Annotated in this window: 25 protein-coding genes and 1 pseudogene; 9 read left to right on the forward strand and 17 right to left on the reverse strand. The window is 71.2% G+C overall.

From position 1 onward, the window contains the following. Nucleotides 1-18 precede the first annotated feature (18 nt). Nucleotides 19-600, forward strand: a pseudogene (locus tag ACQP2F_RS26250) (ribonuclease BN); the annotation flags it as partial. Between the two features lie 114 nt (nt 601-714). Here ACQP2F_RS26250 and ACQP2F_RS26255 read toward each other — a convergent pair. Next, nucleotides 715-1,242, reverse strand: a complete 528-nt coding sequence (locus ACQP2F_RS26255; protein ID WP_433291764.1) for a DUF7144 family membrane protein — start codon at nt 1,240-1,242, stop codon at nt 715-717. Between ACQP2F_RS26255 and ACQP2F_RS26260 the strand changes: the two genes are divergently transcribed. The 6 genes from ACQP2F_RS26260 (at nt 1,241) to ACQP2F_RS26285 (ending at nt 6,781) form a co-directional block, all read left to right on the forward strand. After that, entirely contained in the window at nt 1,241-1,738 is a 498-nt protein-coding gene (locus ACQP2F_RS26260) for a DUF6069 family protein (RefSeq protein ID WP_433291766.1), read from the forward strand. The two genes, ACQP2F_RS26255 and ACQP2F_RS26260, sit on opposite strands and share 2 nt — an antisense overlap. A 13-nt stretch (nt 1,739-1,751) precedes the next feature. Further along, complete coding sequence (locus tag ACQP2F_RS26265) at nt 1,752-2,186, forward strand: DUF7144 family membrane protein (RefSeq protein WP_433291768.1); 435 nt, start codon at nt 1,752-1,754, stop codon at nt 2,184-2,186. A 1-nt stretch (nt 2,187) separates the two neighbouring features. Continuing rightward, nucleotides 2,188-2,682, forward strand: a complete 495-nt coding sequence (locus ACQP2F_RS26270; protein WP_433291770.1) for a hypothetical protein — start codon at nt 2,188-2,190, stop codon at nt 2,680-2,682. Between the two features lie 231 nt (nt 2,683-2,913). Next, nucleotides 2,914-5,643 (forward strand): cation-translocating P-type ATPase, encoded by a 2,730-nt coding sequence (locus ACQP2F_RS26275; protein WP_433291772.1) that lies wholly within the window; start codon nt 2,914-2,916, stop codon nt 5,641-5,643. Next, nucleotides 5,640-6,098, forward strand: coding sequence for an RDD family protein (locus tag ACQP2F_RS26280; protein ID WP_433291774.1), 459 nt, complete (start codon nt 5,640-5,642; stop codon nt 6,096-6,098). Before ACQP2F_RS26275 ends, ACQP2F_RS26280 begins: the two co-directional genes overlap by 4 nt. 23 nt (nt 6,099-6,121) lie before the next feature. Further along, complete coding sequence (locus ACQP2F_RS26285; RefSeq protein WP_433291776.1) at nt 6,122-6,781, forward strand: class I SAM-dependent DNA methyltransferase; 660 nt, start codon at nt 6,122-6,124, stop codon at nt 6,779-6,781. Nucleotides 6,782-6,913: 132 nt separating this feature from the next. Here the strand turns inward: ACQP2F_RS26285 and ACQP2F_RS26290 are convergent, their stop codons facing one another. From ACQP2F_RS26290 to ACQP2F_RS26310, 5 genes are read right to left on the reverse strand one after another with little or no spacing between them, the layout of a single operon-like run. Further along, nucleotides 6,914-7,165 carry a helix-turn-helix transcriptional regulator gene (locus ACQP2F_RS26290; RefSeq protein WP_433291778.1) on the reverse strand — a complete coding sequence of 84 codons (252 nt, stop codon included), beginning with the start codon at nt 7,163-7,165 and terminating at the stop codon, nt 6,914-6,916. Between the two features lie 12 nt (nt 7,166-7,177). Then, entirely contained in the window at nt 7,178-7,873 is a 696-nt protein-coding gene (locus ACQP2F_RS26295; RefSeq protein WP_433291780.1) for a helix-turn-helix transcriptional regulator, read from the reverse strand. After that, the gene (locus tag ACQP2F_RS26300; RefSeq protein ID WP_433291782.1) at nt 7,848-8,105 is read right to left on the reverse strand and encodes a hypothetical protein; all 258 of its coding nucleotides are present in this window, start codon (nt 8,103-8,105) and stop codon (nt 7,848-7,850) included. Before ACQP2F_RS26300 ends, ACQP2F_RS26295 begins: the two co-directional genes overlap by 26 nt. A 37-nt stretch (nt 8,106-8,142) precedes the next feature. Beyond that, entirely contained in the window at nt 8,143-8,523 is a 381-nt protein-coding gene (locus ACQP2F_RS26305; RefSeq protein ID WP_433291784.1) for a helix-turn-helix transcriptional regulator, read from the reverse strand. Beyond that, a complete protein-coding gene (locus ACQP2F_RS26310; protein ID WP_433291786.1) occupies nt 8,502-8,762 on the reverse strand; it encodes a hypothetical protein in 261 nt (86 codons plus the stop codon). The genes ACQP2F_RS26305 and ACQP2F_RS26310 overlap by 22 nt, the downstream gene beginning before the upstream one ends. A 279-nt stretch (nt 8,763-9,041) precedes the next feature. On the opposite strand from ACQP2F_RS26310, the gene ACQP2F_RS26315 reads away from it, so the two are divergent. Further along, nucleotides 9,042-9,263 carry a hypothetical protein gene (locus ACQP2F_RS26315; protein WP_433291788.1) on the forward strand — a complete coding sequence of 74 codons (222 nt, stop codon included), beginning with the start codon at nt 9,042-9,044 and terminating at the stop codon, nt 9,261-9,263. Between the two features lie 103 nt (nt 9,264-9,366). Here ACQP2F_RS26315 and ACQP2F_RS26320 read toward each other — a convergent pair whose 3' ends face one another. From ACQP2F_RS26320 to ACQP2F_RS26340, 5 genes are all read right to left on the reverse strand, one after another. Next, a complete protein-coding gene (locus tag ACQP2F_RS26320) occupies nt 9,367-9,753 on the reverse strand; it encodes a VOC family protein (RefSeq protein ID WP_433291790.1) in 387 nt (128 codons plus the stop codon). A gap of 151 nt (nt 9,754-9,904) precedes the next feature. Then, a complete protein-coding gene (locus ACQP2F_RS26325) occupies nt 9,905-10,729 on the reverse strand; it encodes a class II glutamine amidotransferase (RefSeq protein WP_433291792.1) in 825 nt (274 codons plus the stop codon). A gap of 2 nt (nt 10,730-10,731) precedes the next feature. Further along, entirely contained in the window at nt 10,732-12,630 is a 1,899-nt protein-coding gene (locus ACQP2F_RS26330; protein ID WP_433291794.1) for a phage holin family protein, read from the reverse strand. A 3-nt stretch (nt 12,631-12,633) separates the two neighbouring features. Further along, nucleotides 12,634-13,209, reverse strand: coding sequence for an HdeD family acid-resistance protein (locus tag ACQP2F_RS26335; RefSeq protein WP_433291796.1), 576 nt, complete (start codon nt 13,207-13,209; stop codon nt 12,634-12,636). A gap of 65 nt (nt 13,210-13,274) precedes the next feature. Further along, nucleotides 13,275-15,872 (reverse strand): LuxR C-terminal-related transcriptional regulator, encoded by a 2,598-nt coding sequence (locus ACQP2F_RS26340; protein ID WP_433291798.1) that lies wholly within the window; start codon nt 15,870-15,872, stop codon nt 13,275-13,277. A 509-nt stretch (nt 15,873-16,381) separates the two neighbouring features. On the opposite strand from ACQP2F_RS26340, the gene ACQP2F_RS26345 reads away from it, so the two are divergent. Then, nucleotides 16,382-17,221: a M48 family metallopeptidase gene (locus ACQP2F_RS26345; RefSeq protein ID WP_433291800.1), complete on the forward strand. Its 840-nt coding sequence runs from the start codon at nt 16,382-16,384 to the stop codon at nt 17,219-17,221. 70 nt (nt 17,222-17,291) lie between these two features. Here ACQP2F_RS26345 and ACQP2F_RS26350 read toward each other — a convergent pair whose 3' ends face one another. The 6 genes from ACQP2F_RS26350 to ACQP2F_RS26375 are packed head-to-tail and all read right to left on the reverse strand — an operon-like array spanning nt 17,292 to nt 24,089. Then, nucleotides 17,292-17,612, reverse strand: coding sequence for an SHOCT domain-containing protein (locus ACQP2F_RS26350; protein ID WP_433291802.1), 321 nt, complete (start codon nt 17,610-17,612; stop codon nt 17,292-17,294). Nucleotides 17,613-17,615: 3 nt separating this feature from the next. Next, nucleotides 17,616-18,062, reverse strand: coding sequence for a DUF6325 family protein (locus ACQP2F_RS26355; protein WP_433291804.1), 447 nt, complete (start codon nt 18,060-18,062; stop codon nt 17,616-17,618). A 12-nt stretch (nt 18,063-18,074) separates the two neighbouring features. Continuing rightward, nucleotides 18,075-18,479: a DUF6325 family protein gene (locus tag ACQP2F_RS26360; RefSeq protein ID WP_433291806.1), complete on the reverse strand. Its 405-nt coding sequence runs from the start codon at nt 18,477-18,479 to the stop codon at nt 18,075-18,077. Nucleotides 18,480-18,502: 23 nt separating this feature from the next. After that, a complete protein-coding gene (locus ACQP2F_RS26365; protein ID WP_433291808.1) occupies nt 18,503-19,927 on the reverse strand; it encodes an MFS transporter in 1,425 nt (474 codons plus the stop codon). Further along, on the reverse strand, nt 19,924-21,387 hold the full coding sequence (locus tag ACQP2F_RS26370; RefSeq protein ID WP_433291810.1) for an alpha-amylase: 1,464 nt from the start codon (nt 21,385-21,387) through the stop codon (nt 19,924-19,926). Before ACQP2F_RS26370 ends, ACQP2F_RS26365 begins: the two co-directional genes overlap by 4 nt. Continuing rightward, complete coding sequence (locus ACQP2F_RS26375; RefSeq protein ID WP_433291812.1) at nt 21,384-24,089, reverse strand: MGH1-like glycoside hydrolase domain-containing protein; 2,706 nt, start codon at nt 24,087-24,089, stop codon at nt 21,384-21,386. The genes ACQP2F_RS26370 and ACQP2F_RS26375 overlap by 4 nt, the downstream gene beginning before the upstream one ends. Nucleotides 24,090-24,156: the final 67 nt, after the last annotated feature.

Below are 24,156 nucleotides of genomic sequence, written 5' to 3' on the forward strand. Positions count from 1 at the left end.
CAGATCTTCGACCGGGCGATGACCCTGGCGGCGCAGGCGTTCACCTCGATCTTCCCGCTGCTGATCATGTTCGGGACGCTGCTCGGGGCGAAGTACACCAACCAGCTGGCCGACGCGCTGGACATTCCCGACTCGTCCCGCCGGCTGCTCACCCAGGCTCTCGGCGAGCAGGGGTTCAACTCGTTCGGGCTGCTCAGCGCCCTGATCGTCATCCTCTCGGCGACCGGGCTGGCGCGGGCGCTGGTGCGGTCGTACGCGGTCGTCTGGCACATCGGCAAGGTCCGCTCGAGCGCCGCCGCGGCCGGCCGCTGGGTGCTGGTCGTGCTGATGCTTTCCCTCTTCGTGGTGGCCAGCCGGGTGCCGCTGGGCGTCGCCGGGCCGCCGACGCTGTTCGTGGCCGACACGGCGCTGACCGTCCTGCTGCCGCTGATGCTGCTGGGCGGCGCGGTGCCGGCCCGGAAGCTGGTGCCCGGCGGCCTCGTCTTCGCCCTGATCATGCTGGCCGTCCGGCCGGCCGGCGAGCTCTACCTGCCCCGCGCCCTGCGCAGCAGCGACGCGCACTACGGCACCATCGGGCTGGCGTTCACGTACATCGGATGGCTTTATGTCATTTCGTTCTGCCTGCTGGCGAGCGCCGTGATCGGCCGGGTCCTCGCCGAGGATCTCAGCCTGGTCGGCAAGGTGATCCGCGGCGAGGCCGGCCTGCGGTCGCTGTCAGTGCTGATAAGCCCGCGTCAGCTCGCCGCCGTGCGCCACCGTCGCGTAGAGCACGATGCCGCTGAGCCCGATCGCGACCACCGACCAGATCGGATAGACCGAGACGTACGCGAAATTGATCACCAGGGCGACGCAGGCGAGGACGATCGCGAGCACCCGGGCCCAGACCTGGCCGAGCATGAGCCCGCCGCCGACCACCATGAGCACGATCCCGAGCCCGATGTGGACCCAGCCCAGCCCGGTGAGGCTGATGCTGAGCAGCATGTCGGACCGGCTGCCCTCGAGCGCCTCCGGCCGGACCAGCGCGAGCGACCCGATCGTCAGATGCGCTCCGCCCAGGAGCACCAGCATTAGGCCCCCGAACAGGATCCACGCGACCCAGCCGCTGGCCTCGTCACTGCGATGTGTGGACACCTTTCCTCCCCCATCCGATGTGGGTTCAGCGTCGCCCGCGGGCGCGTCCGGACGCGTCATCTGCCCGGGATGAGGCGCCCGGACGCGCCCGCCGCCGATGCTCGGAGCCATGTCCAACGTCTATCGACCGCCGACACCACCCCGACCCGTGCTCAACTCCGGCCGCCTGTGGGCCGGTGGCGGCGCCACGGCCGTGGTCGCCGCGCTGATCGCCGTGGTCGGGATCCTGATCGGCCGCGGCATCTTCGACGTCGAGGTCCTGGCGCCCAAGGGCAACGGCGTCTGGGGCGACGCGAGCACCTTCTGGTACGCCTTCGGCGCCGCCGTCGCCGCCCTGCTGGCCACCGGCCTCGTCCAGGTGCTGATCCTGACCACGCCCCGGCCCATGCGCTTCTTCGGCTGGGTCGTCGGGCTCGCCACGGTCGCGGCCATGCTGGCGCCGTTCGTCACCGACGAGAGCCGCGGCTCGCGGTTCTACACCGCCGGACTCAACCTGGTGCTCGGCATCGCCATCGGCACCCTCGTGGCCGGCGTCGCCCGCAGCGCGCTGCGTCCACCCGCCATCCAGCCGAACCCGCGGCCGGCCCCGCCGCCGCAGTACCGCTGACAGGAGCCCTCGCATGGCACAGCACGCGGCCGGTCGCGACACCGGCCTCACCAAGTGGATCGGCTGGATCCTGTTCGTCGGCATCGTCATGATCATCAGCGGCCTGATCAGCCTGATCCAGGGCATCGTGGCGCTCGTCGACGACGACTTCTACCTGGTCACCGCCGAGAAGCTGCCGATCGACATCGACTACTCGGCCTGGGGCTGGCTGCTCATCGCGTTCGGCGCGCTGCTCATCGGCGGGGGCTACGCGGTGATGTTCGGCTACCTGTGGGCCCGGCTGGTGTCGTTGTGCGTCGTCTTCGTGCACGCACTGATCAACCTGACGTTCCTGGCCGCGTACCCGATCTGGTCGATCCTCTCGATCGCCCTCGACCTCCTCGCCCTGTACGCGATCGCGGTCCACGGCGACGAGGGCAAGATGCTGCGCCGCACCGGCAAGTCCTGACATGTCGGTGAACCGCCGGCTGCGGATCCGCCTCACGCACGAGACCGCCGAGGGCACCGCGGCCGGCGTCTACGGCATCATCGTCGGCTCGGCCGTGCTGGTGACCGCGCACGCCGACGCCGCGTACAAGCTGGACATCATCGTGATCGTCACGCTGATCATCTACTGGGCGGCCGAGCGGTACGCGCGGATCGTGGCCGAGCGGATCCACGAGGGGCACCGGCCGACCTGGCACACCGTACGGCGGCAGCTCACCACCGGCTGGGAGATCATGAGCGCCTCGCTGCTGCCGCTGATCGTGCTGCTGCTCGCCCGCGGCTTCGGCGCCGGGCTGAGCGGCGCGATCCTGGCCGCGCTGATCACCAGCACGCTACTGCTCGGCCTGGCCGGCTGGCGGATGGGCGCGAGCCTGCATCCCCGCGAGCGGTTCGTCTCGACCCTGGTCGCGGCCATGTTCGGCGTCGTGATGATCGTCCTCAAGATCCTGCTCCACTGATCGGTCATTCCCGGGGGATGAGGCGCCCGCGAGGGCGCTCACGGACCCTCTCGATAAGGAGGTGTGGCCATGTTCGGATCCCGCAGAGTGGCCCGGCGCACGTCCCGCCGCACGGCACGCCGGGTGTCCCGGCGTCGCCGCTGACGCCGGCGCCACGGGGCACGGCCGGGGTCGTCCCCCCGCGCCGTGCCCCTTCCCGTACACCCGGCGAACGGTCGCGAGGAGAAGCCAGTGACGACCACATTCCACACGCTGTCGGTGGCCGAGGCCTTGCAGGCCGAGGAGGTCGACCAGCAGGCCGGCCTCAGCACCGCCGAGGCCGAGAAGAGACGCGCGAAGTACGGCCCCAACAAGTTCGCCGAGGGCAAGAAGGAGCCCTGGTGGCGGGCCTTCCTCCGGCAGTACGCCGATCCCATGCAGATCGTGCTGCTGGCCGCCGGCATCGGCAGCATGGTGCCGCTCAAGCAGTGGGGCACCGGCATCCTGCTGATTGCGCTGACCCTGCTCAACGCGGCGCTCGGCCTGCACCAGGAGGGCAAGGCCGCGGCCGCGATCGGCGCCCTGCAGAAGATGATGATCGTCAAGGCGAAGGTGCGGCGGGACGGCACCCTCGTCGAGCTGCCGGCCGAGGAGCTGGTGCCCGGCGACGTCGTGCAGATCGAGGCGGGCGACCTGGTCCCGGCCGACGGACGGCTGCTGCGCGCGGCCACGCTGGAGATCGCCGAGTCGGCCCTGACCGGCGAGAGCCTGCCGGTGAGCAAGAGCGTGGAGCCGGTCAGCTCGGTGGACACCGACCTCGGCGACCGCAGCGACATGGCGTACATGAACACCAATGTCACCCGCGGCGCCGGCGAGCTGCTGGTCACCGCGACCGGCATGGCGACCGAGGTCGGCCACATCTCCGGCATGCTCCAGACGGAGAAGGAGGAGGAGACCCCGCTCACCCGGCAGCTGGCCAAGCTGACCAACCAGATCCTGGTCATCTCCGGCCTCGCCCTGCTCGCGTCGGTCATCCTCAACCTGGCCCGCGGCAACGAGTTCAACGTGGTCTTCACCGCCGCCATCGCGTTCGCCATCTCGGCCATCCCGACCGGCCTGCCCGCCGTGGTCACCACCATCCTGTCGCTCGGCACCACCACGCTGGCCAAGGCCAACGCGATCGTGAAGCGGCTGCGCTCGACCGAGACCCTGGGCTCGACCTCGGCCATCAACTCGGACAAGACCGGGACGCTCACCCTCAACCAGATGACCGCCACCGAGATGACCATTCCGGGGCGGCGGTACGTGATCTCCGGCAGCGGCTACTCCACCGACGGCTCGATCAAGCGGGTCGCCGGGCAGCCGGACACCCCGCTCGACGACTTCCTGCTGCCGATGGCCCTGGCCTCGGACGCCGTGGTCAACGACGGCACGATGATCGGCGACCCGACCGAGGGCGCGCTCGTGGTGCTGGCCGAGAAGGGCGGCATCGACGTGGTCGCGACCCGCGAGCAGTATCCGCGGGTGGCCGAGCTGCCGTTCGACGCCGCGTACAAGATGATGGCCACGTTCCACCGCATGACCGACGCGGACGGCAAGGACGTCATCCGGGCGTTCGTCAAGGGCGCGCCCGACCAGCTGCTCGCCCGCGCCGTCCTGGTCCCCGGGCCGGACCTGGCACTGGTGGCCGTCGACGACGCCATGCGGGAGCGCTACCTGGCCGAGAACACCCGGCTGGCCGAGCAGGGCCTGCGGGTCATGGCGACCGGCCGCAAGGACTTCGACCCGGCCACCTTCGACGCCGGCGGCGACCTGCTCGAGGCGCTCGACGGGATGACCGTGCTGGCCCTGGTCGGCATCGTCGACCCGCCGCGGCCGCAGGCGAAGGCGGCGATCGCCGAGGCGCACGCGGCCGGCATCCAGGTCCGCATGATCACCGGCGACCACGCGGTCACCGCGGCCGCGATCGCCGGCAAGCTCGGCATCCGCGGCCGGGCGATCACCGGCGCCGACTTCGGCGCGATGACCGACGCCCAGGCCGACGAGCAGATCGACGGCATCGGCGTGATCGCCCGGGTGACGCCCGAGCACAAGGTGCGGCTGGTCGAGGTTCTCAAGCGCAAGGGACACATCGTCGCCATGACCGGCGACGGGGTGAACGACGCGCCGGCGCTGAAGAAGGCCGACATCGGCATCGCCATGGGGATCACCGGCACCGAGGTCAGCAAGGAAGCCGCCGCGATGATCCTCACCGACGACGACTTCGCCACCATCGTCAAGGCGGTCCGGCTCGGCCGCGAGCTCTACGACAACCTGAAGAAGTACATCTTCTTCCAGATCGGCGTGCTCATCGGCATGGTCGTCACGTTCCTGAGCGCGAGCATCTTCAACATCGCGGCGGGCGTGCCGTTCGTTCCGCTGCAGACCCTGTGGCTGAACTTCACCACCCAGGTGTTCCAGTCGGTCGGCCTCGGCTACGGCAAGGGCGATCCCGACATCATGGCTCGCAAGCCCCGCAAGTCCGACGAGCCGCTGCTGAGCCGTAGGACGCTGGGCTGGCTCGGTGTCGTCGGCCTGGTGATGGGCATCAGCACGCTGCTGGTGATCTGGTGGGGCGACAAGGAGTGGAACCTCGAGACCGGCCGCACCATGGGCGTCACCGCGTTCTCGATCATGAACCTGTTCTTCTCGTTCACGGTTCGCAGCGACCTCCGTTCGGTCTTCAGCATCGAGACCTTCAACGACCGCCGGTTCGTGATCACCAGTGGCATGTCGGCGGCGGCCATCTTCCTGGCCACCTCGCTCGACTTCCTGCAGCGGCTGCTCGGCACCGTCGGCCTCAACGCCGTGCAGTGGCTCATCTGCATCGGCGCGGCGCTGACTGTCGTCGTGCTGACCGAGATCCGCAAGGCGGTGCTGCGCCGCCGGCATTCGTCCACCCCGCCCGCGCCCGACGCGGTTCCCGTCGCCGTGGCCGCATGAGCGCGACCGCGGCCGACCGGCCGGCGACTCTGAACGAGTCGCCGGCCGGCTTCGCGGGCGTGGTCAGCCGCACCGTCGCGTACGTGCTGGATGCCCTGACCGTCTCGATCCTCTCGGCCGGCGGCGCCGCCGCGACCAACATGATCGCCTCGGTGATCGGGGCCGACGCCCACGACGTGGCCCAGGCGCTGACCACGGCCTTCCTGGTCGGGCTGCCGGCGGTGTTCGCCCTCTACTGCACGGCGTTCTGGGGCCTGACCGGCCGCACGCCCGGGATGGCGCTGGTCGGCGTCCGGGTGGTCACCACGAACCGCAACCGGGTGGGCTGGTGGCGGGCGCTGCTGCGGGGCTTCCTGCTGGCGTACTTCCCGATCGGCTCGCTCTGGCTGCTGGTCGACCGCCGGCACATGGCCATCCACGACAAGATCGCCCGAACCCTGGTGATCCGCTCCTGACCGGTCCGGTTACCGTGCCCGGCATGCAGACCGACGACTGGCTGGCCGACACCCGGATCTCGTACGACACGGTCGCCGGCAGCTACGCCGACGTGGTGCGCAACGCCCTCGCCGGCCTGCCTCACCTGCGCGCGGCGCTCACCGCGTTCGCCGACAGCGTGCGGGACGCGGGCGGCGGCCCGGTCGCCGACGTCGGCTGCGGCCCCGGGCACATCACCGCCCACCTGCGCGCGCTCGGCGTCGACGCGTACGGCATCGACCTCTCCCCCGGCATGATCGAGATCGCCCGCCGCGACCACCCCGGGGTGCGGTTCGAGGTGGGCTCGATGATCGATGTGGACCTGCCCGCCGCCTCACTGGCCGGCATCCTCGCCTGGCAGTCCCTGATCCACATCCCCGACGCCGCCGTGCCCCCGGTCTTCGCGCGCTTCCACCGGGCCCTGCGCCCCGGCGGGCTGCTGCAGCTGCTGTTCCACGCCGGCGACGGGTCGCGCCTGAAGACCCAGGGCTACGGCGGCCACCCGATGCGGGTCCACGTCCACCGGCGCCGGCCGGATCGGGTGGCCGCCTGGCTGCGTGACGCCGGCTTCACGATCGAGGCGCAGACGCTCCTCAACCCGGACGAGCCGTCCCGGCAGGCGATCCTCTTCGCCCGCCGCCCGGCCGACGGGGTGGGCCACTGACCCACGGCTACGGCAACCCCAGGGCGCCACGCGCGCCGGACTTGGGGAAGGCCGGCAGTACGCGATCCCCGTCGCGGGCACGGCGGGCCACGGTCCCGAGCGCGGTCCCCGGGTCCATCCATAGGGCGTCGGTCAGTTGCGCAGGGTTTGCGATGGGGTGGTGTCGTAGGTGTGGTGGTAGGCGGCGGTGAAGCGGCTGTGGTCGCCGAATCCCCACCGGCTGGCGACGGCGAAGACGGTGGTCGTCGTGGGGTCGGCTGCCTGTAGCTCGTGATGGACGCGGTGGAGGCGCACGCGGCGCAGGTATCTGGTCGGCGTGGTGTTGAGGTGGCGGCGGAACGCGAGCTGGATGGTGCGGATGCTGACGTGCGCGGCGGCTCTCACCCCGTGGTCGCGTTACCCGTACAGCCGTCGCAGGGTCACATGCGGGTGTTCGCCGTAGGCGGCGTGGTAGTCGGCGGCGAAGCGGCTCCGGTCGGTATAGCCGTAGCGCATCGCGACGTCGGCTACGGTTGCGCCGTCTGCGGGGTGAGCTTTTTGCAGGTCGGTACGGGCGAGGTCGAGCCGGACGCGGCGCAGGTAGCGCATGGGGGTGGTGTCCAGGTGCCGGCGGAACGCCAGCTGCAGGGCGCGGACGGAGACGTAGCTGGCGCGGGCGATGTCCGCGACGCTGATGTCGAGGTCGGGGTTGGCCTCGATGAACGCGATGGCGCGCCGCACTGACGCGGGCGTCGCGTCGCGGCGTATCTCGGCGCGCTCGGTAGGCTCCATGCCGTAGCCGTGAAGCAGGGTCGCGGCAAGCAGCCGCTGGGCGCTGCCGACGAGAAGCGGGTTGGCAGCCGCCTCGGGATTGCTCAGCACGCTGTCCTTGACGAAGTCCACGATCCGTCGCCAGGACGCCGCCGCCTGCGGCGGTAGCGGGTCCAGCCGCAGCCGGCTCAACGGGTCGAACGCTTCGTCTCCGGTCACCTCGCAGAACACGCTCGGATCGAGGCCGACGGGCCGATCGGCGTAGCTCTGCAGCTCGTTGTTGTACTCGATGCCGAGCGGTGCGGCCAGGAAGACATCACCGACCCCGTAGCGCCGGGTCACGTGGCCGACCTCGTTCTGGAGGGTCGCTCTCCTGGAGGTCCATCGCGATGGTGAGGGTGTTGGACATCAGGCTCACTGACATCATGCCGGCCGCCCACCGCTCGTGCTGGAAGCGGAAGTTCGACGTGTCGCCGCTGATCCGCAGCTTGTTGTCGGCGTAGGCGTCCGCGATCAGAGCCTGCGCCTGCTCGGGATCGGTCGTGGCGAACCTGCTGTGCACCGGTGCACTCATTCCGTTCCACCTCCTTCTCAAGCGGTGTGCCGTTCGTTCAGTGCCGCAGGGTGTGGCGGGGCAGCCGGCCGTAGGCGGTGCGGTAGGCGGCGGTGAACCGGCTGTGGTCGGGGAATCCCCGGCGTCGGGCGATACCGGCGACGGTAGCGGCGGTGGCCGGGTCGGCGGTTTGCAGGTCGCGGTGGGCGCGTTCGAGGCGAACCTTGAGCAGGGAGCCGGTCGGGGTGGTGTCGAGGTGGCGCCGGAACCCGGCCTGCTGGGCGCGGGCGCTGAGCCCGGCGACGGCGGCGATCTCGTCCACGGTGATCGTTTCGGCGGCGTGGGCGTCGATGAAGGCGACCGCGCGGCGGATCGCGGCCGGGACGATCCGGCCGGGTCCGGCGGTGTAGCCGAGGGTCATGGTGGTGTTCGGGAACACCGGAAGTCCGCCTCGGCCACGCCGGCCCGGGCCGCGAGGCGGGTCACCGTCGACAACGGAAGCTCCAGGACCTGGTAGGTCATCCGGTCCATCAGCAGGTCCAGATCGACGTGCGACGGGTAGAGCAGCGCCTCGCCGCGTCCTACCTGCGCGTGGTGCCGGCCGGCGGTCATCGAGAACCGGCCGTCGAGGAGGCTGACGACCAGCAGGGACGTGAACGGCTGCGCCGCGATCGCCATGCACGCCTGGTAGGTGAGCCGACACGGAGCGGAACACGAACCCGTCGGCGCTGCCCACCACCCGGGTGCGGTGACCGACGTACCGCTGACTCATCAGCGCCTCGACCTCGCCGAGATCGCTCGACTGCATCGCGCCCCGCGTGACCGGAATCGATGTGACCACGGCCGTCCTCCGTCCTGCGCACGTGCTGCACGAATTCCGTCACGGCTGGCCCCACATAACGATGCCTGAAACGGGTAGACGTTGACGCCAGTTCACCCTCGCGTGTGCATGAAGTGGTGGAAGACCGAAGCGGCCGGACCCCGACCCTCGACCGGGTCGGGGCGCTGCGTGCCGACGCCACGCGGGCCCGCGACCGCGCCCACCAGCGCGCCGCCACCGCTCAACAATGGTCCGAGCGAGCCGGCAAGGCGCGACGCGACGCTCAGTTTGCCCATGACCGCGCCGCTCAACTACGCGCCGACCAGCTGAGCCGCCGCGCGATCACCGATCTTGCCTAGCGCACGGAACGCCATTCCGGACGTCGCGATTCGTCGTAGTCCGTTCCAGCCGGTTCCTTCGCGGCGAGCGGCCGCCCGGAAGACGCCGGACGGCCGCCGCCCCCTAGAGATAGGGCCGGGTGAGGATCTCGATCGCGTGGCCCGACGGGTCCTTGAAGTAGACCCCGCGACCCCCGTGCTCGTTGTTGATCTCACCGGGCCGGCGCATCTGCGGGTCGGCCCAGTGCACGACCTCCCACTCCCGCAGGCGCGCGTAGGCCCGGTCGAAGAGCTCGTCGTCGACCAGGAAGGCGTAATGCTGCATCTGGATCTCGACGGGCGGCTCGGCGAACTGCAGCAGAACACCGTCCGTGAGCTGGATGTTGGTGAACACACCCCACGACGGCGCCGGCGGCACCTCGAGGAGCTCGCGGTAGAAGCGGGCCGACTCCTCGCGATCCCGGGACGCGACGATGGTGTGGTTGAAGCTGGCGACCAAAGCGAACCTCATTTTCCGAATCTGACGATGGGCTTCCGGGGCGGAAACGCCGCGGAGGCCCACGCGCCGAGTCGGCGGGGCGGCTCAGTCGCCCACCGGGTCACCGATCCGTGCGTGGCGGGTAGCCGGTCCGGTGTTCACGCCGACGACCCTACCGGAACCCTCAGCGCGGGGTGAAGGAGCCGAGCTCGTCGGCGCCCTTCTGGATCACGCCGTAGCTGGACTCGGGTACCGGCTGCCACGCCCCCTCGAGCTCGCCCAGCGGCTCGGAGACGATCAGGCGGGTCTCCTCCGACAAGCCCTGGATCAGCGCGAAGTCGGGGTGCAACGCGCGCAGCGCGTTGAGCTCGGTGCTGTAGAACAGCGTCCGGCTCTTGCCCACACTGGAGTAGCGGAAGGCCCAGACCCGCTCGCCGTCGGTGGTGCCGACGGTCATCTGCAGCGGCTCGGGGACGTCGTGGGCCCGGGCCGTCTGCTCGACCAGGCCGGCCATCCGCTCGACCGCGCGCACCGGGTCGTCGCGCAGGCCGAAGGTCAGGGCCAGGTAGAACATCACCTCGGAGTCGGTGGAGCCGGAGATGCTGGGGTACAGCTCCGGGTCGACCGCCAGCACCAGGTCGCGTTTCAGCTCCCGGAAACCGTGGATCGCGCCGTTGTGGCACCACAGCCAGCGGCCGTACCGGAAGGGATGGCAGTTGCTCTGTTGCACGGGGGTGCCGGTGCTGGCCCGGATGTGCGCGAGGAACAGGCCGGAGCGGGTGACCCGGGCCAGCTCGCGCAGGTTGACGTCGCCCCAGGCCGGGCCCACGCCGCGGAACAGGGCGGGCGCGTCGTCGGCGCCGTACCAGCCGACCCCGACGCCGTCGCCGTTGGTGGTCTCGACGCCGAGCCGCGAGTGCATGCTCTGGTCGATGAGCGAGAACCGGGGCTTGTAGAGCAGCTGGTCGAGCGAGATGGGCGTTCCGGAGTAGGCCAGCCATCGACACATGACTATCTCCCAGAGTAGGTGGTGAGCCACCGCTTGAGCTGCGCGTGCACGGCGTCCGCGCTCGACAGGTCAACGGCGATTTCCCAGGTACGCGGATGGATGAGCACGGGCCGGTCCTGCCACCCGCCGAGGCCGCCGTGGCATCCGACCAGCTCCTCGAACGCGGCCACCTCGCCGGTCGCCGGATCGTGCAGGCTGTTCACGAGGAGGTCGGGCGTGTGCTCGAGGCCGTCGTGCCGGCGCAGGTCACTCGCCGCGTGCGGCCCGAAGCCGGCGAGCGGGTCGTCGCCGTCGACGTGGTCGTCGTCGAGGCGGCGCCGGCCGGTGGCGCCGAGCACGACCGGGCCGTCGGCCTCCGAGCGCACCATCACCCAGCCGACGCCGGGGTGGGTCGCGATCCGGTCGACCAGGCCCGGGTGGTGCTTCTCGATCACCTCGTACGTCAGCCGCCCGGGCAGCCGCGGCAGGTAGACCAGGCCGAGGTTGCCGGACGCCATGACGACGAACTCGGGCGTTTCCACCGTCTTCTCCGACTCATCGGAGGAACCGGGCAACAGGCTTGCGCGCAATGTCTTCGCCCGCCCGGCCTGCTCGTCGTCCGAGGTGGTGAGCACCGATTCGCCGCGCACGAGGTCCTCGAGCCCGATCCCGTAGCGCTGCCGGAAGGTGGCGCCCTGGCTCTGCCCGTGGTCGGAGAGCACGACGAACTCGTACGGCCGGGGCGCCGCCGCCGCGACCTCCTCCAGGTTGGCCAGCACCGCGTCGATTCCCTCGAGGGCCGCCAGCGACTCCGGCCGGGCCGGGCCGGCGTGGTGCGCGATCTCGTCGTAGTCGACGAAGTCGCAGTACATCGCGGGTGTCCCGCGCATCAGGTGCTCGGCCAGCACGGCCACGTTGAGATGCCGCAGCAGCACGTTGGTCACGCCGCGCAGCAGCACGTACGAGGGCTCCCGCTTGATCCGCGGCTCGACCCGGTGCAGGCGTTGCCGGCGCGCCTGGTAGAGCTCCTTGACGATCTCGCCCAGGGTGAGGATCAGCGAGCGGGTCAGCCCGAACGGGTCGAGCAGGAACGTGCTCAGGTAGTGCGCCGGCCCGCGACCGGCGCGCGCGGTGCTCATCGTCAGCAGGCTGGTCGGCGCGTCCCCGGAGAACACGTTGGACAGCGAGACGCCGCCGTCGGCCAGCAGCCCGTGACCGTCGCTGAGCCGGGTCTCGACCAGCGCCGCGTCGGCCGGCTGGTTGGTCACGACGAGGCGGGCGTTCTCCTTCTCGTACCACCGGAAGGCCGGCACCCGGTCGCTCGCGCCGTGCAGCAGTCCCGCCTGGCTGGCCGGCGTGGTCGCCGGCAGCTGCGCGTGCCACTCGGTGAGCAGATGGCTCCCGGAACGCAGCCACCGCCCGAGCGTGGGCAGGTTGCCGGTGTCCAATGCCCAGCGCGCCAGCGGGGCCGAGAGCCCGTCGATCTGGATGAAGACCACGCCCGGGACGTCGCTGCGCGGGACCTTGCCCCGGAACCGCCGGTTGACCCACAGCAGGTGCCGGGTGACGGTCTCGGTGCGCCCGGCGGTCACCACCCAGAGCGCGACGCTGACGATGGCCGCATAGATCCAGGACGCCCAGAACGCGGTCCAGAAGTCGTGGACGTGGATGCCGGGCGCCAGCCACAACGCCAGGTAGACCAGGCCGGCCTGGGCGAACAGCCAGCCCGCCAGCACGCCGGCCCAGCCGATCCAGGTCATCAGCCGGGCGACGAGCGGGCGCAGTGCGACCCCGAAGAGGCCGAGCAGGACCGCCGCGCCGAGCGTCGCCCAGCCGTTGTCGGCGGTGATGCCGGGCAGCAGCCAGATGGTGAGGGCGAGGGCGGCCCAGCCGATGATCAGGATGCCGGCGTTGCGCAGCATGGGTCAGGCGGCGACGGCGTTGGCGCGGCGGACCACGAACGCGAGGCCGACCTCGCCGGCGCCGACCACGATGCTGCTGATGCCGGTCAGGATCACCAGCGACGCGAGCGAGAGGCCGGGAGCGAAGACGAAGACGAGGCCGGCGATCAGCGAGACGACGCCGACGATGATCAGGACGGTACGCTCGGTGCCCTCCCGTTGCGTGCCGACGATGACCGCGGTGAGGCCGCTGAGGATCCAGGTGATCGCGAAGAGCAGGGCCAGCAGCGCCAGCCGGGTCACCACGTTGCGCAGGCAGATGACGCCGGCGATCAGCACGATGATGCCGACGATCCCGGACAGGACGTTGCGCACGATGCTGCCACTGGGCAGGAACGCGCCGATGATGCGGGCGCAGCCGGCGATGAACAGCCAGACGCCGGCGAGCGCGGCCATGACACGCAGCGTGATGTCGGGCCAGACCAGTACGGCGATGCCGAACGCGACGCCGAGCAGGCCGGTGATCAGCAGGGTCCACCAGGGGAAGTTCTGGGAGCGGACCTCGGCGGCGACGCCGTGCCACTCGCGGGTCTCGGTCATGCCGCCAGCATCGCCCGGCGGCGCGCCGCCGTCCTCATCCCCGTCGGATGTCTCTGTGCACGTCCCTACAGCAGACCGAGCTGGCGGGCCCGGACCACGGCCTCCCGCCGGCGGGCCGCCCCGAGCTTGCGGTAGATCGAGCGCATGTGCGCCTTCACGGTGTTGACCGAGATGTTGAGGTTGGCCGCGATCTCCCCGGCGGTGAGCACGGTGGGCAGATAGCGCAGCACGTCGCGCTCCCGCTCGCTGAGCGCGTCGGCGCCCTCGACCGTGTTCTCGGACGGGGGCATGGTGCGCTCCTCGACCCAGCGGCGGCGGTCGAGCAGTACGGCCAGCCGCCGCTGGTCGACCATGCGGAACGGCCGGCGGATGCCCTCGCGCTCGCTCACCGCCACCGCCTGCGACAGCGCGTCGATCGACCGGTTGCCGTGCCCCTCGGCCTCGGCGGCGAACGCGGTGGCCAGCCAGGCGACGGTGGCCGCGACGTGGTCGGCGCCGCCGCGCACCCGGGCCAGCAGCCGCTCGGCCGCCGCGTGCTCGCCCAGGCCCAGGTAGGCGCGGGCCAGCGTGACCTGCTCGGCCGGGGTGAGGATGCCGCGGGGCGCGGGCGACTCGTACCGGGCCACCACGTCCCGGTTGAACCCGGTGGCCAGGTCGGTCTCGGAGAGGGTGAGCCGCAGCCATCGGTCGAGCAGGGGCGAGCTCAGGCCGGGCGGCATCTCGTCGCGCGCCTGCCGCAGCAACGCCCGGCAGGCGGCCGGCTCCCCGGTGGCGAGCAGGATCCGCGCGCGGACGAGCGTGGCCAGCACCGACGGGATGGCGGCCGGCTCGTCGCCGCCGGCGTGCAGGCCCTTGCGCAGGCATTCCTGGGCCTCGGTGATCCGGTCGCGCTCGAGCTCGATCAGCGCCAGCGCGAGGTAGGCCAGCGAGCCCTGCGCCATCGTCGCGAAGTTGTCCCGGCGTGCCACGTCGAGGGCTGTGTTCACCAGGTCGGCGGCCTCCCGGACCGAGCCCTGCAGGTAGACCAGCAGCCCGAGATGGGCGAGCGCGCTGATCTCGAGGACCGAGGCGCCGACGCTGCGGGCGGCCGTCGACGCCGCCCACAGGTAGCGGTCGGCGTGGTCGGCCCGGTCCATCCAGAGCAGCCCGGCGCCCTTCTGGTCGAGGGCGAGAGCGCGATAGTGCAGCAGCGACGGCAGCTCGTCGAGACGGAACGCGGTGAGTCGTTTCAGGGTGTCCGACGACATCGCGATCAGCTCGGCCATGGCGCCGCGCCGCCAGTGCAGGATGGCCGCCTCCATCAGCCGCAGCGTCATGTCGGTGGCGGGCGGGACGCGGGACCGGTCGGGGGCCAGCGTGCGGGCCAGGCGGAGCATGCTGGCCACGCCGGACCGGTCGCCGGCGGAGTAGCGCACCGCGACCCCGCACAGGGCGAGCTCGGGCGACGCCGCGTACTGGTCGGCCGGGATCCCGGCGATGACCTCGACGAACGGCTCCCGTTCCGAGGTGAGGACCCGGACCATGGCCCGCTCGACGGCGAGGCGGCCGGCGTAGCGCCAGTCCCGGGCGGCGATCGCGTGCCGCAGCGCGTCCATCGTCAGCTGCTCGCCCGCGTACCACTGGGCGGCGAGCAGGTTGAGCTCGGGCTCGGCGCCGGGCCGGTCGAGGTCGAGCTCGTGGCGCAGGGCGTCGCGCAGCAGCGGGTGGTAGCGGAACCAGCCGGGCCGGTGCTCGTCCCGGGTGACGAAGGCGTTCGCGGTCTCCAGCCGTTCGAGCAGGCGGCGGCTGTGCGACTCGCCGGTGAGCGCGTCGGCGAGCGGGCCGTTGACCTCGGCGGCGACGCTGGTCCGCACCAGGAACTGCCGCATCTTGGGCGGCAGCCCGGCGACGACCTCGCGCAGCAGGTAGTCGGTGACGGCGCGGACCTCGCCGTTGTCGACCGTGCCCCGCTCGGCCAGGGTGTCGCCGAGCAGCTGGAGGCCGACCACCCAGCCCTCGGTCCGGCCGACCAGGCCGGTCAGCTCCTCGACCGGCAGCCGCTGGCGGAGCACGACCGGCAGCTCGGCCGCCTCCGGCGCGCGGAAGGCCAGGTGCCGGGCCCGGATCTCGGTGAGGTCGCCGGCGGCCCGGAACCGGTGCAGCGGCAGGCTCGGCTCGGTCCGCCCGACCAGCACCAGCCGCAGCGCCGGGGGCGGGTCGTGCAGCAGCTCGGCCAGGCCGCCGACCACCTTCGGGTCGTGCACCTCGTGGAAGTCGTCGAGGACGAGGACGACGGGCGCGGTGAGCTCGTCGAGGCCCGCGATCACCTGCCGTACGGTCGGCTGGTCGCCGCCGTCGAGGTGTTCCAGCGGGTTGCCGTAGGGCAGGGCGCCGGCCATCCGCAGCGCCAGCACGAAGTCGGACCAGAAGGTGCGGGGGTCGTTGTGCGGCGGTCCGAGGGTGAGCCAGCCGATCGGCCCGGACGCCGCCCGGGACTCGGCCCACCAGGAGACCAGGGTGCTCTTGCCCCAGCCCGGCCCGGCGCAGACCAGGGTCACCGCCCGACGCACGCCGGCGTCCAGCATCTCGGCCAGCCGCGGACGCGGAACCAGCGGATGCCGTACCGCCGGGCGGCCGAGACGGCCGCTACCGGGCCGGCTCGTCCCCGGGGAGGCGCCGGGCACGGTTGTATGGCCCGCCGACGTGGTCCTTCCTACGTCTGTCACTCAGTAACCACCCCCGCGGTCGCGCCCCGGCGGCATTACCTCCTCGCTACGGGCGCCCGCAGTGCCCGCGAGGTAGCTGCCCGGACGGCCACGCCGTGTCGGCGTGGCATGTGCCGGACGGCGCCCGGTGGCCGCTGGTTCGCGGACACGGCCGTGGACGCCGGAGCCGGGACTCCGGGCGACGACGATCACCTTCACGCACTGCCACCCACGCCGCCGATTCGTCGTGCTCCACAAAGGAATGGCCACGACCCGCGGGTGACGGAGAGTGATGCCGTCGTAGTTGTCTTGCTTCCCCGCGCAAAGCCCAACACAGATTGCAGCCGGAACGCAACATCGCGCACGGGGTGATCTCCCTCATCGAACCAGGTTGGCCCATCGCCGGGTACGGCTCATCCCGCCGGTATGAAGCGTCCCGCCGACACGGCGGGTGATCCTCGACCAAGTCTGCCTCTCGAGGAGGAGTCGTGTCCCGACCGTCCGATCACCGGCTACGGCACCCGGTCGAGGTGCCGCTGTTCATCTTCATGGTCGTACTCAATGTGATCATCATCGTGGCGATCATCACCGCGGCCTCCACGCTGGCGTGGCTGCCCGAGTCGGTGCGCGAATCGGGCTGGGGCGTCGCCGTCCGGTCGGCCTTCATCGCGCTCCTGCTGCTGCTTCCCGCCCTGGTCATCATCCGCGAGACCCAGCGGGCGTCGGTACGCGGTCAGGCCGTCGAGCTGTCACCCACCCAGTTCCCGGACATCTACCGCACGGCCGAGGACTTCGCCGGCCGCCTCGGTCTCCGCCGCCGACCCGTCATCTACCTGGCCAACGGCAACGGGACGCTGAACGCGTTCGCGGCCCAGGCCACCGGCCACGACTACGTGGTGCTGGCCAACGAGCTGTTCGCCAACCTCTACAACAACAACCGCGAAGGGCTGCGCTTCATCCTCGGGCACGAGCTCGGCCACATCCGGCTGCACCACGTGTCGCTCTGGTACAACCTGGCGATCGCGTACTCGGGCCGCATCCCGCTGCTCGGCCCGGCGCTGTCCCGCCTGCGCGAATACTCGTGCGACCGGCACGGCGCGTACCTGTGCCCGACCGGCGTCAACGGCCTGGTCGTGCTGACCGCCGGCCGGTACGTCGAGAACGACGTCAACGTCGACGAGCTGCTGCGCCAGGGCCAGCGCTTGCACGGCTTCTGGACCGGCCTCGCCCAGCTGCCGATGTCCCACCCGTTCACCGTGCGCCGCCTCGAGCACCTGTTCCGCCTGGGGATGCTGCACAAGCAGAAGGCGGCCAAGACCGCGGTCTGAGACCGCGCAGAAGGACGCCGGCCGCCGATGGTCTCCCACCATCGGCGGCCGGCGTCTTCTCACCCCCGGATCAAGTCCCCAGGATCTTGGCCTTCTGCTGCTGGAACTCCTGCTCGCTCAGGACGCCCTGCTCCTTGAGCTCGCCGAGCTGCTTGAGCGCGTCCAGCTTGGCCTGCATGTCGTCGGCCGCCGGGGGCGGCGGCGCCTGCTGGTACTGCGGTTGCTGCTGCTGGTACTGCTCCTGTTGCTGCTGCTCGTAGTACTGGTCGGCCTGTTCCTGCTCGGCCTGCCGGGACCACCGGCCGGCCTGCCGGCGGGAGACCCGGTTGGAGACGGCGGTGGCGGTGCCCGCGACGACCGCGGTGCGGGCCACTCCCCGGAGAAGTCCCATCTGTCAGCTCCCCACGTAGTCCCGCTCGGAGGCGTCGAGCGCCGCGAGCAGCGATTGGATCGGGATCCGGCCACCGGCGATGACCTGCCCGCCGGCCTTGCGTACCGAGATCGCGAAGGGCGCGGCCCAGACGTTCTCGTACACGATCAGCGCGGCTGAGCTGCCGGGCTCCAGCACCTTGGCCGCGTCCTCGAGGTCGTCGCCGCCGAGCATGCCCGAGGCGGCGCCCTGGAACAGGGCGAGACCGTCGTCGATCTGCTCGCCGACCAGCTCGTTGACGGTGCCGTCCGCGGCCTTGCGGAGGAACCGCAGGTCGAGCACGCGGATGATGCCGCGGTCGACGAGGCTCACGATGTGCGGCAGCCCCTCACCGGGACGGCTGCCCGGTGGGAACTCGATGCAGAGGTAGTCGACCGGTCCCATCTCCTGGAGGTCGTGGAGGTCGTCCATGGCGGCTCCCTTTCACGGTCCGCCGACCGCCGCGAGGGCGTTCGGAATGTGCATGAGGGCGAGGACGGTGCCGTCGGTCGACGCCACCTCGCTGGCGAGGTCGTTCACCCAGAGGTGCTCGACCAGTACGGCGAGAGCGTCCGTTTCGTCATCGACGAGCTCGCCGACCTCGTCGATGTTGGTCTCGGTGATCAGGCCGGTGGCCAGACGGCTCAGCGCGGCGTCGGGGCCGAGCCCCGGCAGTTCGCTGAGCTCGACGGGACAGGCGCCGCCGGCGGCGTCGGTGCGCACGACGAGAACGTCCACCACCCGGAGCGCGGGTGCGCCGTGCAGTCGGTCGAGTGTGGCCAGGACGCCGTCGTTGAGTCGTGCCGCGGGGAAGGTCAGGACGATGAGCTCCAACGGACCCAGTGCCATGAAGCTCAGCATGCGCGCCCGGCTCAGGCCGCCGCCTCACCCGTGGCGGATGAGACGGGCGGCGGCCTTTTCGGGAGGAAGGAGGCGGCCAGCAAGCCGACCAGCGAGAGGACGGCGAGCAGGCCGAGCGCGACCGCGAACGGGGTGCCGAGGTGCTTCCCGTGCGCGGCCACCAGGATCGATCCGGCGATCGCCACGCCCAGCGAGGAGCCGAGGTTGGAGACGCTGCGGGACAGCCCGGAGATCTCCGCCTGGTCGTCGTCGCCGAAGGCGGACTGCACCACGTTGACCGAGGCGGTCAGCATCACGCCGACGCCGAAGCCCATCAGGAACAGCCCGGGGACGAACGTCCACACCGACGAGTCCTGCCGGACCAGGGCCGGCACCAGGATCATGCCGATCGTGGTGAGCACGAAGCCGCCGCGGACCAGCAGCGCCTGCGGGCGGCGGCTGGCCATCCGGCCGGCGATCGCCGAGGCGAGCAGCACGCCGATGGTGGCCGGGGTGAGCAGCAGGCCGGTGTGGATCGCGTCGTAGTGCCGGACCTGCTGGATGTAGACGGAGATCACGAAGAACGAGCCCTGCATGATCAGCCACTGGATGAGCTGGGTGGACAGGCCGAGGTTCGAGGTCCTGTTGCGGAACAGCCGGGGCGAGAGCAGCGGCTCGCGTCCCGAGCGCTCGCGGGTGGCCAGGTAGCGCAGGAAGTACACCAGCACGGCCAGGCCGAGAAGAACGGGCAGGAAGACCTGCCACGAGATCATGCCGTAGCTCGACGAGAACAGGATGCCGCTGACGACCAGGAACAGGCCGAGCGCGGAGAGCACGGCGCCGCCGTAGTCGAAGCGCGGCGGCGTCCCGGTCCGGGCCGGCTCCTGGATCTTGCGGCCCAGGACCAGGATCACCACGACGACGGCGAACTGCAGCAGGAACGACGCCCGCCAGCCGAGCCAGCTGGTGATCAGGCCGCCGATCAGCGGGCCGGAGGCCGAGCCGAGCCCGGCCGCGCCGCTGACGATGCCGAAGTACTTGCCGCGGGCGACCACGTCCTCGAAGGCGACCGTGATCAGGATGTAGATGGGCGGGATCATCAGGGCGGACCCGATGCCCTCGAGCAGCGAGTAACCGATGATCATCAGAGGCAGACCCTGGGCGAAGGCGGCGATCAGCGCCCCCGCGCCGTAGACGATCATGCCCAGGTTGAAGCAGCGCTTGCGGCCCCAGATGTCGGTCAGCTTGCTGCCCGGGATCATCAGGGCGGCCATGGTCAGCGTGAAGAGGGTGATCGTCGTCTGGATGCCGGCGACCGTGGTGCCGATGTCGTCGGCGATCGTGGTGATCGCGACGTTCATGTTGCTCGCCGCATAGCTGGCGATGAACTGTGCGAGGGCGAGTGGCAGCACGATGGCGCGGGCCGCGGCCGCGGTCGTGGGTCTGATCTGCGTCATGACGTCGTGACCGCCAGCAGGTGCCGTCCCCACGGCGGAAGGTCGACGTAGAGCCCTTCCTCGGACAGCCGGTCGCGCTCGAACACGCGGCCGTCGAGCAGGTCCACCAGCCGGGTGTGCCCGGACAGCGCGGGCCAGGGCAGCGCGATCCGGCCCTGCGCCGGATGATCGGAGAGGTTGACCGCCACGATGTGGTGCGGCACCTCGTCGTGCCAGGCCCACGCGACCACATCGGCGTGGGTCGGGTTGTCCGGCCAGCCGCCGACGTCGAGCAGCCTCCAGTCGGCCCGCCGCATCCCCCCGACCACCGCCAGCAGCCGCCGGTAGAAGGCGCGAAGATCCTCGTCGGCCGGCTCGTCCGGGAAGCGGCCGAGGAAGACCGGCAGGTGCACGCGCCGGCCCTCGAACTGGCCGTCGTGCCAGAGCGTCGCGCCGGGCAGGGTCGCGATCGCCACCGCGGCGGCCCGGTCCCGGCCGCCGGGCAGCGCCTCGGCCGCCCGCGGCTCGTCGTGGTTCTCGATGAACCGGATGAGCTTGTCCTGGTAGTCGCGGCCGGCCGCGAGGTGCCCGCGGACCGAGGCGGCGCTCTCGTGCGCGAGCCGGTCGTAGAGCCGCTTGTCGTAGCAGAAGTCGAAGCCCTGCTGCTGCAGCGTCCACTCCATGTCCCAGTACGCCTCGGCGATCAGCACCACGCCGGGATGGCTCTGCCGCAGCGTGCCGATCACCTGCGGCCAGAACTCCTGCTCCGGCGCCGGTCCGACGTGCGCGCCCCAGGTGCGGGCGAAGACGTCGTTGGTCAGCAGCATCGCCATGTCGCAGCGGATGCCGTCGCACTGGGCGGCGATCTCGCCGAGCGCCCGCGCGGTGGCGGCCCGCAGGCCCGGGTCGAACGCGTTGAGCTGGGCGACGTCCGGCCAGGGCGGGAAGTACGGGTCGCGGCCGTGGGCAAGGATCCGGCCGGCGGCCCGGAACCAGCCGTCCGGCTCCTTCGCCTCGTCGGCCTCGTCGCCGGCGACGAACCAGGACGGCTCCTCCACGACCGCCGGGTGGTCGGGCGCCACGTGGTTGGGCACGTAGTCGAGGATCAGCCGCACCCCGCGGCGGGCCAGCTCGGCCCGGGCGGTGGCGAGCGCGGCCGGGCCGCCGAGGTGCTCGTCGACCCGGTAGCGGCGCACGCAGTAGGGCGAGCCGACCAGGTCGGCCGGCTTCATGTCGGGCAGCGCCTCGTGGAACGAGCGTTGCAGGCCCTCGTTGGCCCGGGCCACGACCAGGCCGGCCGGGCTGCGTTCCCAGACGCCCATCAGCCACACCGCGTCGGTGCCGGGCGGGACCACCTCGTCCCAGACCTCGCCGGGCACGTCGGCGAGGGTCACCGGGTGGCCGAGCCGGGCGGCGACGGCGGTGAGCCAGGGCCAGGTGTCGATCTCGTAGACCACGGGTGCGCCGGGCCAGCCGGTCATCGTTCCTCCTCGGTCGTCCGCAGGACGCCCCTCATGCCGCGCTCGAGCAGGTCCGGGCCGTCGAGCACGGTGAACAGCACGGGGAAGACGGCGACCAGGCCGGTCCAGCCGGTCTGGTGGGCGGCGCCGAGGCCGGCGCCGTTGTCGCCGTGGAAGTATTCGGAGTAGGTGATCAGGTCGCGCCAGTGCTCGGTGGCGAAGACGTCCTGGCCGCCGTAGCAGGGTCGGCGCCCGTCCGCGCCGGGCAGGAAGATCCGGGTGAGCCGGTCGGAGATCTCCTTGGCCACCTCGAACAGCGTCATCCGCACCCCGGAGCCGGTCGGGCACTCGACCGTGAAGTCGTCGCCGTAGCCGCCGTACAGGTTGAGCAGAGCGCGGATCATCAGCACGTTGACCGGGAACCAGATCGGCCCGCGCCAGTTCGAGTTGCCCCCGAACATCCCGCTGTCCGACTCGGCCGGCGTGTAGGCGACGCGATAGGCCTGGCCACCGACGTCGAACTCGAACGGATGGGCGTCGTGGAACTTCGAGAGGCTCCTGATCCCGTACGGGCTGAGGAACTCCTCCTCGTCGAGCAGGCGGGCCAGGATCCGCCGCAGGCGGTCCTCGTCGAAGAGGGCGAGCAGATGGCTGCCGGGCCGGCCGGCGAACCGCCCCTCCGGCAGGGCATGGCGCACGCTCGGATGCGCGTCCAGGAACGCGTTGGCATCGTCGATGATCTGCGGGTAGCGGCGGCTGACGGCGGAGTCGAACACGGTCGCGGCGGCCAGCGGCAGCAGGCCCACCATCGAGCGCACCTTGAGCCGCACCGCGCCCCCGTCCGGCAGCCGGAGCAGGTCGTAGAAGAAGCCGTCGTCCTCGTCCCACATCGACGCGCGGCCGGGGTGGTTGACGGCGGCGGCGATCCAGGCGAAGTGCTCGACATAGGTCTGCGCCTGCTCGAGGTACGTCTCGTCGTCGTGGGCCAGCTCGAGCGCGATCTGCAGCATGTTCTGCGCGTAGAGCGCCATCCACGCGGTGCCGTCGGCCTGGTCGAGATGGCCGCCGGTGGGCAGTGGCGCCGACCGGTCGAAGACGCCGATGTTGTCCAGGCCGAGGAAGCCGCCCTGGAAGACGTTGTTGCCGTCGGCGTCCTTGCGGTTGACCCACCAGGTGAAGTTCTTGGCCAGCTTGTGGAAGGCGGTGGCGAGCCAGGCCCGGTCGCCGCCGTCGCCGCGGCGGGACTTGTCCAGCTCGTAGACGAGGTAGGTGGCCCAGGCGTGCACCGGCGGGTTGACGTCGGAGAAGTTCCACTCGTACGCCGGGATCTGCCCGCTGGGATGCAGGTAGCGACGGCTGAGCAGCAGGTCGAGCTGGCTCTTGGCGAAGCCGAGATCGATGAGGCTGAACGCGACCGTGTGGAAGGCGAGGTCCCAGGCCGCGAACCACGGGTACTCCCAGGCGTCCGGCATCGAGATGATGTCGTCGGCGAGCAGGTGGTACCAGCGCCCGTTGCGGATGTCGCCGGCGTCGAGCGGGTCGAGCCCGTGCCCGGTCAGCCAGTTCTCCACGTCGTAGCCGAAGTACTGCTTGCTCCACAGCATGCCGGCCAGCGCCTGCCGGACCACCTGCCGCTCGTCGTCGCCGAGGCCGGGCGGCAGCCGTTCGGCATAGAACTCGTCGGCCTCGCGCCGGCGCTGGTCGACGGTCTCGGCGAAGACCGGGCCGAGCCGGTCGCGCACCGCCTCGGGCGGCACCGGCTCGTCGGTCAGCCGCAGCCGCACCACCGAGGACTCCCCGGCCGGGATCTCGAGGGTGATGTCGGCGGCCACCTTGGTGCCGGTCAGGGCCGGGTTCACCGCTTCCTTCTCGCCGTCGACCACGTAGCGGCCGATCCCGTCCTTGACGTACGGCGAGACGTTGGGCCCGCCGCCGAAGCGCTCGTCGTTGCTCTCGTTGTCGGTGAACAGCAGCGGATGATCGCCGTGTACCAGCAGCCAGCGGCGGCCGAGCTCGGGGTGGCGGGCCTCGACCACCGCGGCGCCGTCGACGCCGGGCATCTGGAACAGGCCGGGGCGGCTCTCCGCGGTGTCCGCCCACCGGTTGCGGAACCAGAGGGTCGGCAGCAGGCGCAGGGTGGCGGGCTCGGGACCGCGGTTGTGGACGGTGATCCGGCACAGGATGTCGTCGGTGCCGGCCTTCGCGTACTCGACCTCGACGTCGAAGTAGCGGTCGCCGGCGAAGACCCCGGTGTCGAGCAGCTCGTACTCGAACTGGTCCCGCCCCCGGCCGCGGTTGGTCTGCACGAGGTCGTTGTAGGGGAACTCGGCCTGCGGATATTTGTAGAGCATCCGCATGTACGAGTGGGTGGGCGTCCCGTCGACGTAGAAGTAGTACTCCTTGACGTCCTCGCCGTGGTTGCCCTCGGAGTTGGTCACCCCGAAGAAGCGCTCCTTGAGGATCGGGTCGCGGCCGTTCCACATGGCCAGGGCCAGGCAGAGGAGCTGCCGGTCGTCGCTGAGGCCCGCGATGCCGTCCTCACCCCACCGGTACGCCCGGGATCGCGCCTGGTCGTGGCTGAGATAGTTCCAGGCGTCGCCGCCGGGGCTGTAGTCCTCCCGCACCGAGCCCCACTGCCGCTCGCTGAGGTAGGGCCCCCACCGCCGCCAGGGCTCGGCGCCCGCGTCCGCGTCGCTGAGACGTTGCTGTTCCGCGCTCGTCATGGCATCCATGCTTCGCGGAGGCTCTCCCCGTCACGTCATTCGACGGGGATGAGAATGCCCCCGGCGC

The sequence above is a fragment of the Actinoplanes sp. CA-030573 genome, assembly GCF_050951115.1.
In the GTDB taxonomy this organism is placed as follows: domain Bacteria; phylum Actinomycetota; class Actinomycetes; order Mycobacteriales; family Micromonosporaceae; genus Actinoplanes.

What these genes read in the sequence shown, in the direction of transcription:
- ACQP2F_RS26255 (WP_433291764.1), bottom strand. Translation starts at nt 1,242, where the DNA reads ATGGCTCCGAGCATCGGCGGCGGGCGCGTCCGGGCGCCTCATCCCGGG.
- ACQP2F_RS26330 (WP_433291794.1), bottom strand. Translation starts at nt 12,630, where the DNA reads ATGCTGCGCAACGCCGGCATCCTGATCATCGGCTGGGCCGCCCTCGCC.
- ACQP2F_RS26365 (WP_433291808.1), bottom strand. Translation starts at nt 19,927, where the DNA reads ATGACGCAGATCAGACCCACGACCGCGGCCGCGGCCCGCGCCATCGTG.
- ACQP2F_RS26285 (WP_433291776.1), top strand. Translation starts at nt 6,122, where the DNA reads ATGCAGACCGACGACTGGCTGGCCGACACCCGGATCTCGTACGACACG.
- ACQP2F_RS26360 (WP_433291806.1), bottom strand. Translation starts at nt 18,479, where the DNA reads ATGGCACTGGGTCCGTTGGAGCTCATCGTCCTGACCTTCCCCGCGGCA.
- ACQP2F_RS26370 (WP_433291810.1), bottom strand. Translation starts at nt 21,387, where the DNA reads ATGACCGGCTGGCCCGGCGCACCCGTGGTCTACGAGATCGACACCTGG.
- ACQP2F_RS26265 (WP_433291768.1), top strand. Translation starts at nt 1,752, where the DNA reads ATGGCACAGCACGCGGCCGGTCGCGACACCGGCCTCACCAAGTGGATC.
- ACQP2F_RS26325 (WP_433291792.1), bottom strand. Translation starts at nt 10,729, where the DNA reads ATGTGTCGATGGCTGGCCTACTCCGGAACGCCCATCTCGCTCGACCAG.
- ACQP2F_RS26280 (WP_433291774.1), top strand. Translation starts at nt 5,640, where the DNA reads ATGAGCGCGACCGCGGCCGACCGGCCGGCGACTCTGAACGAGTCGCCG.
- ACQP2F_RS26300 (WP_433291782.1), bottom strand. Translation starts at nt 8,105, where the DNA reads ATGAGTGCACCGGTGCACAGCAGGTTCGCCACGACCGATCCCGAGCAG.
- ACQP2F_RS26270 (WP_433291770.1), top strand. Translation starts at nt 2,188, where the DNA reads ATGTCGGTGAACCGCCGGCTGCGGATCCGCCTCACGCACGAGACCGCC.
- ACQP2F_RS26320 (WP_433291790.1), bottom strand. Translation starts at nt 9,753, where the DNA reads ATGAGGTTCGCTTTGGTCGCCAGCTTCAACCACACCATCGTCGCGTCC.
- ACQP2F_RS26355 (WP_433291804.1), bottom strand. Translation starts at nt 18,062, where the DNA reads ATGGACGACCTCCACGACCTCCAGGAGATGGGACCGGTCGACTACCTC.
- ACQP2F_RS26375 (WP_433291812.1), bottom strand. Translation starts at nt 24,089, where the DNA reads ATGACGAGCGCGGAACAGCAACGTCTCAGCGACGCGGACGCGGGCGCC.
- ACQP2F_RS26335 (WP_433291796.1), bottom strand. Translation starts at nt 13,209, where the DNA reads ATGACCGAGACCCGCGAGTGGCACGGCGTCGCCGCCGAGGTCCGCTCC.
- ACQP2F_RS26310 (WP_433291786.1), bottom strand. Translation starts at nt 8,762, where the DNA reads ATGGCGATCGCGGCGCAGCCGTTCACGTCCCTGCTGGTCGTCAGCCTC.
- ACQP2F_RS26260 (WP_433291766.1), top strand. Translation starts at nt 1,241, where the DNA reads ATGTCCAACGTCTATCGACCGCCGACACCACCCCGACCCGTGCTCAAC.
- ACQP2F_RS26350 (WP_433291802.1), bottom strand. Translation starts at nt 17,612, where the DNA reads ATGGGACTTCTCCGGGGAGTGGCCCGCACCGCGGTCGTCGCGGGCACC.